Below are 12,888 nucleotides of genomic sequence, written 5' to 3' on the forward strand. Positions count from 1 at the left end.
AGTGCCCTCCGGGCTCAAAAGGTACGACTGACGCTGAAGGCCACGAAATCCCGGTCCTTGAGCGATTGTTCGAAGGTGTAGTGGTTGTTGGCATCCAGAAAGGTGTTGGCCGGGCCGTAGTAATGCGTGTAGGTCAGGCCCAGGTTCCACGTATTGAGGTAGTTGCCCTTGATCCCGATATTGATGTCACCGCCGCGGTCACTGCCAAAACCGGTGCCCAGCGCTTCGGAAGCGCCGTGGGTGTAGCTCACGCCGAACGGGACGCTGATGTCCATGCCGGAAAAGGCCTGGCGGTACGTGGGTTCGTACACCGTACGAAAGCTCCACGCGTCGCGATCGGCGTTGGGGTCCACGGCAGCAGCGTTGTGACTCACGCTGAGTGCGCGGTTCCAGGCGATCTCGCCCAGGAAGCTGGTCTCCTGGGCCAGGAGGTTGGGGCCCAGGGTAGCCAGCCAGGACAGGTTGGCGTGCAGGGTCCGGCCGGTGGCATACAACGCGTCGTCGGCTCGATTGGAGAGGCCTTCACCGGGGAGCAGTGTGCGTTGATTGGTCGAGGCCAGCGGCTGGTCCCAACGCGTGGAGAGTTCGCCGGCGATGTTGAATGCATCCACGGTGGTCGAGAAGCTGGCGCCAAGGGCCTTGATGCCTTCGGGGTAGACCCAGTTGTACTCGCCCGCATCCCCGGTGAAAGGGTTGAGATTGGCGAAATCCGGTCGCACGTTCAGTTGAGGGCTCTTGTCGTGAAAGCGAATCGCGTACACGCCGAAGTCATAGTTTTCGGTGCGCCACTTCACCTGTACACCGCCCTGCCCCGAGTCTTTGGCGTCCTTGTCCTGGCCATGGTAAAACGCCAGCGGCTGTGCACCGGGGAACAGCGGCGCGCCGACGAACAGGCGCTCGTTGCCGTCGCCGAACGTGTCGGAGGTCGAAAAGTAGCTGCCCGCACCCGGCAGGCGGTTGGCCTCCCACTCGAAACTGGTAGTAGGCACCGACGGAGACGTCCGGAGTGAGCTGCAGTTGCCCGGACATCTGCTGCACCGGACGGATCAGTTCCTTGAACTGGGTATTGGGTACCGACAGCCCCTTGACCACATCGATCGGGGCCATGCCCCCGGCGATGCCGTTCATGCCATAGAACAGGCTCTCACCCCACTGCATGGCGTACTGACCGATGCGGCCAGAAACCGGCATGTCGCCCAGGTCACCTTTGCCGTAGACGAAGGCGTCCAGCAGTTCGCCCTGGCGACCGTGCAGCTTGCGGGTGTCGTGGGTGAAATGGTCGTAGTCCACCGAGTAACTGTTTGCCGTGCCCGGCGAGTCATTGTCGTTTTTCTTGTTGTAGACGTCGTCATACCAGGCCGCGCCGCTGAGCCGAGCACCGAAGTTCTGGTAGCTGATGTCGAACTCGGATAGAAGATCGAGCCGACTGGAAATCAGGCCTTTATCGAAGTTGCGGTCGCCATCGTCATCGTTCAACGCACCCGCACCCTCGGTGAGCCGGGACGACGGACTCTTGGTGCGCCAGGCCGAGCTGTACTTGATGCTGTTGTCCCAACGGGCACGGACATCCGGGTTACCGGTTTCGAAATCGAACGCCTGGGCCAGCGGTACACTGCCCCACAGCGCAGCCAAGGCCAGGACCAACGGGTTGCGCGCAAATTTTGGGCGCAGGCATTCCTTCGCACATGTGCTAGTCACCATCGAATAACCCTCTTTCTTGTTTTTATCCGTAGGATTTTTTGCCAGTGTTGCTGGGTCGAGTCAGCACTGCTTTGCCTTCAGGCAACCGCCGGCAGTTGCTTTGAGAGGCCTTGCCGAAGGCGCGCACGAGTTTCCCGGGCAATGGGTTGGCCAGGGTATGCACGGAAGACTGCTGGGGAGGTCGGCGAACGTTTGATGAACTTCATGGAGCCCTCTCGATTCTTTTTATTGTTGTGGCCGCCGCCCTTTGGGCAGTGGTGTATGGCTACAGCTTCAGGCCGCAAGGCCGTTTTGACTAATCGACTCTTCTGATGCGACGTATCTCGAAGTGCAATACCTGTAGGACGACCAATACACGCAAAACGATGGCTGCCAGCATTCGCAGCGCCAGGGTTGGCCCTGACCTTTTCTTGATGTCGATGGCCGCGTCGTCAGGGCCTGATGCTGCGGTCATCGCAGGCCAGTTCGCCGGCAGACAACCACACACCACCCTGTTCATCCACGTACAGGGGCTGCGGGCGCAGCGACTGCCCCAGGCACGGACCCAATACGCAAAGTCCGCTGTCGGGCATGAACAGCGCACCGTGGGCGTAACAGACAATGTGCCTGCGGTCGGCCGACATGAATCGATCCTTGCGGTAGTGCATCGGCACCTCAAGATGCGGACAACGGTTGAGCCAGGCTTTGAGTTCGCCCTGCCAACGCAGCACCATCAGGGTGTCGTGGCCCCGCCCGAGCGGGTCGAAGCCTCGGGCACAGCCTTCGGCCAGCGAGGCCTGTGCGCATAGGTAAATGGGCTTCATGGCGATCACATCCGCTTCTCTTACCCTGGTCAGATCGGCTCGGCCGTCAGCTTGAGCATCTGTTTGGTCAGGCCGATACGGTCGAATGTCTGATCGCGAGCCATTTCGCGATCGCCTGCCAGCACGGATTTTTCGCTGATGAACTTGCAGCGCTCGAAACGCCGCGCCATGAACCGTTCGAGCTTGGCCTGCAGGCTGCCCTCACCCGCCAACTCCATACTCAGTACCAGCGCATCTTCGATCGCCATCCCGGCGCCTTGCCCCAGGTGCGGTGTCGTCGCATGGGCAGCGTCACCGATCAGCAGTACCCGTCCCTTGAACCAGGGTTCATCGACGAATACCACTTCCATGGGCTTGTAGACGACCTTGGTGCTGTCGGTGATCTGTTCGCGCAGGGTGCCTACCAGGCCGCCGACGTTGGCGATGCGGTCACGCATCAGATCGGCCAGTTGGGCAGGTTCATACCAGGGATTTTCCGGTTCGTGTGAGGTCGAGAACAGGTACATCAGGTTGTCGGAGAGCGGTACCAGGCCCGCATTGCCGCCAGGGCCCATGTAGCTGGCCAGATGGTCGATGGAGGGGTCACGGGCAAAGTTGTAGCGCCACACGGCCTGGCCGGTGAAGCGCGGCCTGTAGGTATCACCGAACAGCATGCCGCGGATCTTCGAATAGACACCGTCTGCCCCCACCAGCAATGCGTAGCGCCCCGTGCTGGCGTCAGTGAAGGTGACGTCCACGCCATCTGCGTCCTGCTCGAAGCTTTCCACGCTGAGCCCCAGACGCACCTGCGCACCGAGTTCGATGGCAGTGCTGCTCAATACCTGATGAAGCGCCAGACGGGAAATACCGACGTTGGCCGGGTATTGCGGCCCGGCCAGGCGTTGGCCGGGAATACGCGCCAAGGGGTTGCCTTGCAGGTCGTAGATACCGACATCCTCGAACGCGTAGGCAGCGCCCAGGTAACGGTCGAGCACACCTAGCCGGGCCATTTCACGCACCACGTTACTCTGCTGGATGATGCCCACGCCATACACCGTCCAGTCGGACTTCAGTTCCACCAGGTCTACCGCCACGCCCTGGCGCCGCAAGGCGATAGCGGCGCACAAGCCGCCGATGCCACCACCCACCACCAGCACTTTGTTGACTTCGGTCATCACGCGATCCCTTGTTCTTGTTGTTGTTCAGGTGGCCAGTCGTACACAGCTGGCTCAAGCCCTGTGGCTGACGATAGGGACGAAACGAGGCGTTGACTAATCGTGAGTTGGCATGGAAAGTATTTTGAAAAAAACTACAAGAAGGGGCTCACCCCATGCGATTCAACCATCTGGACCTCAACTTGCTCGTGGCGCTCGATGTACTGCTCGAAGAACAGAACATCACCAGAGCGGCGGTGCGACTGCACATGACCCAATCTGCGCTGAGCGGCATCCTGCGCAGGCTGCGAACGTATTTCGAGGATGACTTGCTGGTGCAGGTCGGGCGCAGCATGTCGCCCACCCTGCTGGGCAAGGAACTACAGATCCCGGTCCGTGAAGTCTTGCTCAAGATCCAGACCTCGATTGCCGCCAAGCCGGTGTTCGACGTGGCCCTGAGCAAGCGGCATTTTCGGATCATGGCCTCGGACTACCTGATCAACGTGTTACTGGCGGATGTGATTCACCGCATCAACGGTGACGCACCCCACGTCACCTTCGAGCTGATGAGTCCGGGCGAAACTGCCCTGGAGATGTTGATGCGCGGCGAGATCGATCTGATGATCGCTCCGGAGCAGCACATCAACGCCGAACATCCTTCTCAACTGCTGTTCGAGGAGCAGCACGTGTGCGTGACCTGGACCGGTAATACCAGCCTGAGGGAGCCGTTCACGCTGGAAAACTATCTGGAGCTGGGCCACGTGGCCGCCGCGTTCGGACGCAGTCGCACCCCGGCGATCGAACAGTGGTTCATGGACCAGTACGGCTGCAAACGACGGCTGGAAGTCATCACCCACGACTTCAACACCATTCCGCACCTGCTCATCGGCTCGCAGCGCATCGCTACCATGCACAGTCGGCTGGCCATGCTGTATGCGCAATTGCTGCCGCTACGCCTGCTGCCACCGCCAGTGAAGTTACCGGTGATGCGGGAGTACATGGCATGGCATCGAAGCCTGGACGGCGATGCCATGCTGGGCTGGCTCCGCGGGCAGCTTCTGGACGCGGTGAAGAGGTCCGAGGCGCCTGCTCTGATCTGACACCGTGTGATCCTGACACTGCCTCCTGTCCACCTATCACGAAGTGCGATGGCTGGCATCCGCACTCGCCATTTGTCCGATGCATCAATGCATGCGAGTTTCGGCCAGCAGGCAACGCTTTTTTCGGCGTTGCCTGCTGCGGCATGGGCTGACCTGGCCGCGCCCCGGAACCGATAAAAGGACAATAAAAACTATGTTTCGCTACTTCCCTACCAATTACGTCTGGAACCTGTCGGTCGACCTGGCGATAGAGATGGGCGCCCGCATCGGTGAGATCGAGGAGATGTGCGCGCCGCTCCAGGAAAGTGCCAAGCACCCGGACGCCGAGGGCACACAGGCGTTTCGTGAAACCTGGGCAAAGATGGCCGACAAGTTGTGTGATCTGGCCAGCGAGGATGAAAGCCGCGGCCGACTGTTCTCCGCAGGCGAAAAATACAACCGCGCCGCCACCTACTACATCACCTGTGAACGCCTGCAAGCCCATGGCGCCTCGGCTCGAGAGGCGCTGTACCAGCGATTTCTGGAGACCTTCGCGCGCGGCATCGCTCTGTCGTCAGAGAACTGCGAACGCGTGGAAATACCTTATGAAGGCACCCATCTTTCGGGGCTGTATACCCGCGCCGAAGGCATACAAGGCCCGGCGCCGATCCTGGTGCAGGTCAACGGCCTGGATTCCACCAAGGAAATGAAATACCGCGTCGGGCTGCCAGCCTGGCTGGCCAAACGCGGAGTGTCTTCTCTGGTGATCGACCAGCCCGGCACGGGTGAAGCGCTGCGTCTGCAAGGATTGACTGCTCGCTTCGACAGCGAGCACTGGGCCAGCCCTGTGGTCGATTGGTTGGAAACACGCAGCGAGATCGATGCGAAACGCATCGGCCTGGAGGGCGTCTCGCTGGGCGGCTATTACTGCCCGCGTGCAGTGGCCTACGAGCCGCGGTTCGCCTGCGGCGTGGTATGGGGCGCCAACCATGACTGGCGCGACGTGCAGAAGCGTCGCCTGGCCAATGAGGGGAACCTGCCGGTGCCGCATTACTGGGCCCACGTTTGCTGGGTCTGGGGCGCTAAAGACATCGACCAGTTCATGAGCCTTGCCGAGAACGTGCACTTGGACGGCGTACTGGATCGCATCAAGGTGCCCTTCCTCGTGACCCACGGAGAGAAGGACAGCCAGATCCCGCTCAAATGGGCACAGCGCACTTACGATCAACTGGTGAACAGCCCCCAACGCGAGCTGAAAATCTTCACCAGCCGTGAAGGTGGGGTGCAGCACTCCAGCTTTGACAACAGCGTCAACGCCGGTCAGTACATCGCTGACTGGGTCGCCGAAACCTTGGGTGGCCGTACGGCCTGAGCCAGAACAAGAGAGACAGCTCATGAATATCATCGGACCGGAATACCTGACGTTCGGCGTGGACGACGTCCGGGCTTGCGTGCGATACCTGATCGACTACGGACTCCATCCTCTGGATGTCGACGAACAAGGGGGCTTCCTTGAGGCACTGGACGGTACCGGCGTGCTGATCCGCCATCGTGACCACGGTGGCTTGCCGGCGCCCATGGGCACCGCCAGCACCTTGCGTGAAACGGTGTATGGAGTCGCCGACGAGAGCACGTTGCAAGCCATCGAACACGAGCTGCGCAAAGACCGAGAGGTGCACCGCACCGATGACGGCGTGTTGCATGCCGTCGACGACATGGGGTTTGCGCTGGGCTTCCGCATCACTCAGCGCAGGGCGCTGGCGCTGCCTGGGGAAATCAGCAATGCACCAGGTTCGACGACGCTGCGCGAAGTCAACAGTCTGGGCGCCAGCAACGAGATGGCCGCCCTGCCCCGCAGCTTGTCCCATGTGGTGTACTTCGTGCCCGACGCCGACAAGGCCGAAGCGTTCTACACCCGGTTGGGGTTCGTCTGCACGGATCGCTTCATCGGCACGGGTCCCTTCCTGCGCCCGGCGGGCACGCTGGATCACCACACGCTGTTCTTCATCAACACGCCACCGTTCATGAAGGGTATCGAGCATTTCACCTTCCACATGGCGGGCCCCACTGAAGTGCTGCTGGCGGGCACCCGCTTCGTCGAGAAAGGCTACCAGTCGTTCTGGGGGCCCGGTCGCCATCAGTTGGGCTCGAACTGGTTCTGGTATTTCAACAGCCCCTTGGGATGTCACGTCGAGTACGATGCTGACATGGACTTGCACGATGACAGCTGGGCGCCCCGGGTCGAACCCTCCAGTGCCGACACGTCTCAGTACTTCCTGTTTGAACACCGTGAGAAATGGATGCCGGGTGGCAAACCGGAATAGCCGAAAAGCACGCACACGCAGAGACCGCTGGGATAACAGCGGCCCCTGCGCCTTTCACAATTGCAGCGAACGACCTGGTTACCAGAGCTTCCACGTGTAATCGATATTGACCCGCGTTTCATTGTCACTGCGGAAGGTCGCTGCAGCAGTCAGATCGTTTCGGTAGAAGTTTTGCCTTACGCGCAGACTCAAACCCTTCACCGGTCCCGACTGCACGACATATGAGAGTTCGAGGTCTTTGGACGACTCCGACAAGTGGCTGCCTCCCAGACGTGGCAGGTTTATATGGCTGCCGTGCAGATACCGCAGCATCCCTGAAAGACCGGGAATGCCCACCGCTGCAAAATCGTAGTCGTATCGCAGAGCCCAGGTGCGCTCATCGGGGTTGACGAAATCCGCGCTCATGGTGCCATCGCTGAGCACTACCGGCTCGCCGCCGGCGAGATACACCATCGCGGTATCACCCATCTGTCGCATGTAACCCAAGCCATAACTGTGTGGCCCGATCTGGTAGGTGAGCATCGCTCCTGCGCTCACGTTGTCTACCCTGCCCGCTTCTGCCCGGCCATCTTCTCGACTGTTGAACACGCGGATATCCATCTTGAGCTTGCCCGGCCCCAAAGGCAGCGCATGCAGCAATCCGGCAAAATCCTGTTGGTAGATGTTGCTCAGTTCGGCGTGGAAGTATCGCAGCGTCAAGCTGGGTGACCATCGATAGTCACCACCCAGAAGGTCGAACTGTGTCGAGCTGGCGCCCGGTGTGAAACGCCCATTGGGAGAGGCAATGTAGAGGGGCTGGTAGTCCGTGGAGTCCCGTTGATTGACCCTGTCCATGCGCCCAGCGTGCAATGTTGAATTGGGTACATCCTCGGAGAGCAGATACACGCCCCTGAAGGATTGTGGCAGCAGTCGTGCCGGACTGGCTGTTATGACGGGCAGACTGGGAAATTGCGTCCCCAGCAACAGCCGAGTTTTGGATACCTTGGCTTTCAGAGTAGTCCCAAGCTCCGAATACTCGTCACGCGTCTTGCGAGTCACCGGGTTGAACTCGATCAATTGCGTGCCCGTGCGGTCTGGCGATGAATCCAGTTTCAGCCCAACCATTGCGGTCAGATCCAGACCAAATCCAACCGCGCCCTCGGTATAGCCGGACTGGGCACGAAGAATGAAACCTTGAGCCCATTCTCGCGCCGCCGCGTAGGGGGTCTCGCCTTTGTAGTCTCGATCCAGATAGAAATTACGGCTGGTCAGTGTCACCGTCGAGTCAGACACCAGTGCTGCCTGGCTGACGCCAGCCAACAGCATCCCCATGCTACCCAGGCTGAACAGCCAGGGGCAATTGATCAACGCTTTCATAGCGAAGTCCCTGTTTATTATTTTTTTATCGGGCGGTCAGGCCAGGCTCGGTTGTTTGCAGATCGCCAGCCGGGCGGGGTTTCAACCCTCCTATCGCCAAGGCTGCGAGCACAAAGGCCCCGGCGAACAGCACATACAAATGAGCAGGCGCCCATTGAGCATCGATCAATTGCCCCGCTACCAACGGCGACAGAATCGCGCCTGTACGCCCGATGCCTATCCCCCATCCAAGGCCGGTGACCCGCTGCGAAGCGTCGTAAAGCGTTGGCGTCAATGCGTAGAGCCCTGCCACGCAGCCATTCACGAACACACCGATAGCCAACGCCAAGGCAAATGCGAGATTCAGGTTGGAGGTGAACTGTACGAACAGTGCCAGCAGCACGCTGTTGATGATCAGATAGCCGATCAGCACACGCGACAATTTGTACCGCGCGGCAAGCAAGCCAACCAGGGCCGTACCGACAATGCCACCCATGTTCAACAGTACCCCGCCGGTGATCCCTTGCTGGTTGGATAAGCCTGCGGCGACCAGCAGCCTTGGGGTCCAGCTCATCACGAAATAGAAGCCGAACATCACCAGGAAGAATGCCAACCAGATCAGCAAGGTGGAACGCAGCAAAGCCGGCGAAAACAGCTGGGCGAACGCCACCCGCAGCGGCTGATGCACTGACTGCCGGATCTGTGGCAACTCGACGATGGATGCCAACCGAACCCGGACAAGCAACCGGTTGATCTTGCGCAGCGCACCCTTTGGCTGGCGAGATGCCAGAAATACCAGGGATTCCGGCAACCATGCCACCAGCAGCGGAAGGGTCATGAGCGTGGCGATCCCACCGTAGAAAAACACCGCACGCCATCCCATGGACGGGATGATCTGCGCTGCGATCAACCCTCCCACCGTGGCGCCCAGGGCGTAAGCGGTCGATTGCAGACTGATCGCCAGTCCCCGCCATTTCTTGCTGGCGTACTCGCCGGCAACGACATAACTGCTGGCCAGCACTCCACCAATGCCCAGGCCTGTCAGCAGCCGCAATGCGGCAAGCATTTCCGGGGACGACGCCTGAGACGACGACACCATCCCTACGCCCGCTACGGTTACGCAGACCAGGATCAAAGGTCGTCTACCCAAGCGGTCCGCCCAGGGCGCGATGAACAGCGACCCAACCGCCATGCCTACGAGGCCGGCGCTGAGGAGGTAACCGAGTCGTATACCCGACAGCGCCCACTCGCTGGACACCGACGCCGCCGTGAACGCCATGACCAGTACATCGAAACCGTCCAGCATGTTGATCAGAAAACACAGGCCGACCACCCCCCATTGGAATCCAACCATGGGCTTTTCATCCATCAGTTGTCCGATCGACTTATCCATGGCACAGGACTCCCAGGTCATAGCAGCGATGAACAGCCAAACGCTGGGCAGCCGAAGCCGGCCCGGAATTGCGGGTGCGTAACAGGTGCATAGGGGTACCTTCTTGTTTTTGTTGTTTACCGGATACTCAATGCGCCTTGGCCATGCCAAGGTTCGGGGATGTGACTACCGAGAAATCTCACCCCCTGTCTCATGGGGCTCGCTATGCGCTCGAATGGTTGGCGTGACGCAACCGTTCGATAATCTTGCGCGCCCGATTGGCGCCCACGTCGACATGGATATCGATCATCGGGCGAGCACCGAAACGGCACATGTTCTGGTATTGCGCCTCGATCACTACCTTGTCTTCGTCAAAGGTCAAAGCGGTCTGCTCGATGACCTTGGCCTTGATCGCCTCGTGATCGCTCTGCGGGTTGGTGGCCATGGTCCAGAAGTAATGGCTGGTGGTGTCGGTTTCCGGAGTGACGCCATGGAAGCCGCGCATGTGAAAGCCGCCGCGCTGCGGATCATTCAAGTCGTCGGTATTGGCGTCCACAGCGCCTGTCCAGATGCGCAGGTGGCTGACGTGAAACTCGATTTGCTGCCAACGGTCGACACGATCCTTGAAAGGGTATGCGGCGACGTAGGTGGGAGGCGGAACGGAACCCGGCATATGGCGAGTGACCGTAACCGATGCATCATCGCTCTCCACCTTCATTTCGGCATTCATGTGAATACTCGCATTACCACCGATGGTGCGCAGGTGCACGTAGCCCAGATGGCTGAGATCCATCAGGTTGTCATGAATGAGCTGATAAGGCGCATCGTAGTGGTATACATCGCCGTCAAACAGGTATTCGCCGCTGCTGTGCACCTCGTACGCGGGCGGCTCGCAGCTCGGCTCGGAATGTTCGCTGCTACCGAACCAGATCCACACGATCTGGTCTCGTTCCCGCACATGGTACGCAGGCACCCTGGCCTTGCTGGGGATCTTTTCCTGCCCAGGGATTTCAATGCACTTGCCTTCGCCATTGAACAGCAATCCGTGATAGCCGCAGCGAAGCCCCTGCCCTTCAAGAGTGCCATTGGACAAGGGAAGTGCACGGTGACAGCAACGGTCTTCGAGTGCGGCCACCTGGCCATCGGCGGTGCGAAACAGCACGATGGGCTTGTTCAATAAAGTGCGGGCGACAGGCGTGTCGGTGAGCTGCCAGCCCAAACCGGCCACATACCATTGATCAAGAGGAAAACTGGGCAAAGACGGCACTGCAGGTACTTCATATGCAAAGGCTTGGCTGCCTGGGGCGTTCATGGTGTTCTCCCGTATATCGCTGGTGTCAGGGTAGGGTTCAAAGATCCAGGACCAGGCATGGCGTTTTCGCCCGCGAGCAGCATGGCGTGAACTGGTCGTTGTTGGCGTGCTCGGAGTCGGTCATGAACTGGTCGCGATGATCGGGGATGCCCTGCACCACCCGAGTGATGCAGGACCCGCAAATGCCCTGCTCGCAGGAGGTCTCGATCTCGATGCCAGCTTCGTCCAGCACCTCGAATACCGAGCGATCGGCCGGAATATGAAAGACCTTGCCTGACCGCGCGAGCTGCACTTCGAAGGCCTGGTCCGCGTCATGGTCTATCGGCGTCGCCGCAAAGAACTCCCGGTGCACTTGGGCCTGTGGCCAACCTGCTGCTGTGGCGCAACCGAGGATGTAATCCATGAAGCCGCCCGGGCCGCACACATAGAGATGCCGGCCCGGCTCAGGACCTTGCAGCAAGGCGTGGGCATCCAGAGTGGATGGCACCACACTACTGTCGTCATGCAGCACCACCCGCTCGGTAAATACCGCTTTGCTCAGGTCATCGAGAAACGCCGCGCGGTCGGCGGAGCGAAAGCAGTAATGCAGCTCGAAATCCGCACCTTGGCGGTCGAGTTCGTGAGCCATGGCGAGCATGGGTGTGATACCGATACCCCCTGCAATCAGCAGGTGCCTGGTTCCATTACCTGCCAACGGAAAGAGATTGCGCGGCTCGCTGATCTGCAAAGTGTGGCCTTCCTGCACGGCATCGTGCAGCGCCTGGGACCCACCGCGCGATGACGGGTCCCTGAGCACACCGATAAGATAGCGATGACGCTCCTGAGGTGGATTGCACAATGAATACTGGCGAACGATGCCGCCGGGCAAATGCACATCGACATGGGCACCGGCAGTGAAGGTGGGCAACCATTCCCCATTAGCGAGGCATAATTCGAAACTGCAGATCCCATCGGCGACGATGGATTTGCGTTTGACAAGAACTTGGAGCATGAGACGACCCTCCACCTCGAAAGTGGCTGCAAAAGACGAACGAAGATCGAGCGGGCGAAGGGGGCTATGGCGGGCTGGTGGCCGTTGGCAGACGGTGCAGATCAGGCTTGTTGGCGATGCGGTTCATTGAGGGCTACCTGATAATTATTTTTGTTGGGGCGGCTGTCGCCTATGATGCGAGCTGCCCGCGCACGGCGCGCGGCTGAAAGTAGAATCCGATTATTTAGTTGCGGTGTCAACTAGTTTGGCCGTACCGTTCATCGTCCTTGAAGGCAGCTCCCCCATGGTGGAAACCCATAAGCTGGATCTGGATCGCTACGTTCCAGCCATGCTCACTTTTTTGGCAAACAAGCTCGCTACCGGTGCCTCGCTCAGCTACCGCAAGCATTTCGGGATCGGGGTTGTGGAATGGCGACTGATTGCCCTGCTGGCGGTGGAAGATAAGATCACTGCCAATCGCATCTGCCAGGTTATCGGCCTGGATAAAAGCGCGGTCAGTCGATCGCTGCAGGTTCTGGAAGCGGCTGGGCGAATTTCGGGAGAGATAGATAGCAAAGACGCACGTCGCTATACGGTAAGCCTCACTGCCGAGGGCAAGGCGTTGCATGACCGGGTGCTGAAGGTCGCGCTAGAGCGCGAGCGGCGACTGCTGAGTGGTTTTTCGCCGGCAGAAGTCGACACGCTGGTCACCCTGCTGGCACGCCTGCAGACAAACGTCGCCTACGTAAATGACTACGATCCGCCTGCAGACGCCTGAGGATCATCAGCCGCATCATAAGTTTTTCGTGCTACTGGCAAGGCAATCTTGTCGGTGGTTCTCCGGAATGGCCTCGACGTT

10 protein-coding genes and 1 pseudogene are annotated in these 12,888 nt (G+C 59.8%); 4 read left to right on the forward strand and 7 right to left on the reverse strand.

Translation table 11 applies throughout. The annotated features are described in order from the left end of the window. Positions 1 to 14: 14 nt before the first annotated feature. From ABMD26_RS00805 to ABMD26_RS00815, 3 genes and pseudogenes are all read right to left on the reverse strand, one after another. Positions 15 to 1,701, reverse strand: a pseudogene (locus ABMD26_RS00805) (DUF1302 domain-containing protein). A 431-nt stretch (positions 1,702 to 2,132) separates the two neighbouring features. Then, positions 2,133 to 2,504 (reverse strand): Rieske (2Fe-2S) protein, encoded by a 372-nt coding sequence (locus ABMD26_RS00810; protein ID WP_354306926.1) that lies wholly within the window; start codon positions 2,502 to 2,504, stop codon positions 2,133 to 2,135. A 29-nt stretch (positions 2,505 to 2,533) separates the two neighbouring features. Then, entirely contained in the window at positions 2,534 to 3,658 is a 1,125-nt protein-coding gene (locus ABMD26_RS00815) for an FAD-dependent oxidoreductase (RefSeq protein ID WP_354306928.1), read from the reverse strand. Positions 3,659 to 3,813: 155 nt separating this feature from the next. On the opposite strand from ABMD26_RS00815, the gene ABMD26_RS00820 reads away from it, so the two are divergent. From ABMD26_RS00820 to ABMD26_RS00830, 3 genes are all read left to right on the forward strand, one after another. Next, entirely contained in the window at positions 3,814 to 4,737 is a 924-nt protein-coding gene (locus ABMD26_RS00820) for a LysR family transcriptional regulator (protein WP_192068537.1), read from the forward strand. 193 nt (positions 4,738 to 4,930) lie between these two features. Continuing rightward, complete coding sequence (locus tag ABMD26_RS00825; RefSeq protein ID WP_354306931.1) at positions 4,931 to 6,088, forward strand: alpha/beta hydrolase family protein; 1,158 nt, start codon at positions 4,931 to 4,933, stop codon at positions 6,086 to 6,088. A gap of 22 nt (positions 6,089 to 6,110) precedes the next feature. Continuing rightward, the gene (locus ABMD26_RS00830; protein ID WP_354306933.1) at positions 6,111 to 7,040 is read left to right on the forward strand and encodes a VOC family protein; all 930 of its coding nucleotides are present in this window, start codon (positions 6,111 to 6,113) and stop codon (positions 7,038 to 7,040) included. A 78-nt stretch (positions 7,041 to 7,118) separates the two neighbouring features. On the opposite strand, the gene ABMD26_RS00835 is transcribed toward ABMD26_RS00830, so the two are convergent. The 4 genes from ABMD26_RS00835 to ABMD26_RS00850 form a co-directional block, all read right to left on the reverse strand. Continuing rightward, the gene (locus tag ABMD26_RS00835; RefSeq protein ID WP_354306935.1) at positions 7,119 to 8,396 is read right to left on the reverse strand and encodes an OprD family porin; all 1,278 of its coding nucleotides are present in this window, start codon (positions 8,394 to 8,396) and stop codon (positions 7,119 to 7,121) included. Positions 8,397 to 8,421: 25 nt separating this feature from the next. Further along, positions 8,422 to 9,768 (reverse strand): MFS transporter, encoded by a 1,347-nt coding sequence (locus tag ABMD26_RS00840; protein WP_354311779.1) that lies wholly within the window; start codon positions 9,766 to 9,768, stop codon positions 8,422 to 8,424. A 202-nt stretch (positions 9,769 to 9,970) separates the two neighbouring features. Then, complete coding sequence (locus ABMD26_RS00845; protein ID WP_354306937.1) at positions 9,971 to 11,059, reverse strand: Rieske 2Fe-2S domain-containing protein; 1,089 nt, start codon at positions 11,057 to 11,059, stop codon at positions 9,971 to 9,973. Between the two features lie 37 nt (positions 11,060 to 11,096). Continuing rightward, positions 11,097 to 12,050, reverse strand: coding sequence for a PDR/VanB family oxidoreductase (locus ABMD26_RS00850; RefSeq protein ID WP_354311780.1), 954 nt, complete (start codon positions 12,048 to 12,050; stop codon positions 11,097 to 11,099). A gap of 283 nt (positions 12,051 to 12,333) precedes the next feature. Between ABMD26_RS00850 and ABMD26_RS00855 the strand changes: the two genes are divergently transcribed. Next, positions 12,334 to 12,807: a MarR family winged helix-turn-helix transcriptional regulator gene (locus ABMD26_RS00855; RefSeq protein WP_122742168.1), complete on the forward strand. Its 474-nt coding sequence runs from the start codon at positions 12,334 to 12,336 to the stop codon at positions 12,805 to 12,807. Positions 12,808 to 12,888 lie beyond the last annotated feature (81 nt).

The organism is Pseudomonas sp. PvP001 (assembly GCF_040546375.1).
GTDB classification, from domain to species: domain Bacteria; phylum Pseudomonadota; class Gammaproteobacteria; order Pseudomonadales; family Pseudomonadaceae; genus Aquipseudomonas; species Aquipseudomonas coleopterorum.

Excerpts from the sequence above, each read along its gene's own strand:
- ABMD26_RS00810 (WP_354306926.1), bottom strand. The coding sequence starts at position 2,504 with ATGAAGCCCATTTACCTATGCGCACAGGCCTCGCTGGCCGAAGGCTGT.
- ABMD26_RS00855 (WP_122742168.1), top strand. The coding sequence starts at position 12,334 with ATGGTGGAAACCCATAAGCTGGATCTGGATCGCTACGTTCCAGCCATG.
- ABMD26_RS00850 (WP_354311780.1), bottom strand. The coding sequence starts at position 12,050 with ATGCTCCAAGTTCTTGTCAAACGCAAATCCATCGTCGCCGATGGGATC.
- ABMD26_RS00845 (WP_354306937.1), bottom strand. The coding sequence starts at position 11,059 with ATGAACGCCCCAGGCAGCCAAGCCTTTGCATATGAAGTACCTGCAGTG.
- ABMD26_RS00835 (WP_354306935.1), bottom strand. The coding sequence starts at position 8,396 with ATGAAAGCGTTGATCAATTGCCCCTGGCTGTTCAGCCTGGGTAGCATG.
- ABMD26_RS00825 (WP_354306931.1), top strand. The coding sequence starts at position 4,931 with ATGTTTCGCTACTTCCCTACCAATTACGTCTGGAACCTGTCGGTCGAC.
- ABMD26_RS00820 (WP_192068537.1), top strand. The coding sequence starts at position 3,814 with ATGCGATTCAACCATCTGGACCTCAACTTGCTCGTGGCGCTCGATGTA.
- ABMD26_RS00815 (WP_354306928.1), bottom strand. The coding sequence starts at position 3,658 with ATGACCGAAGTCAACAAAGTGCTGGTGGTGGGTGGTGGCATCGGCGGC.
- ABMD26_RS00840 (WP_354311779.1), bottom strand. The coding sequence starts at position 9,768 with ATGGATAAGTCGATCGGACAACTGATGGATGAAAAGCCCATGGTTGGA.
- ABMD26_RS00830 (WP_354306933.1), top strand. The coding sequence starts at position 6,111 with ATGAATATCATCGGACCGGAATACCTGACGTTCGGCGTGGACGACGTC.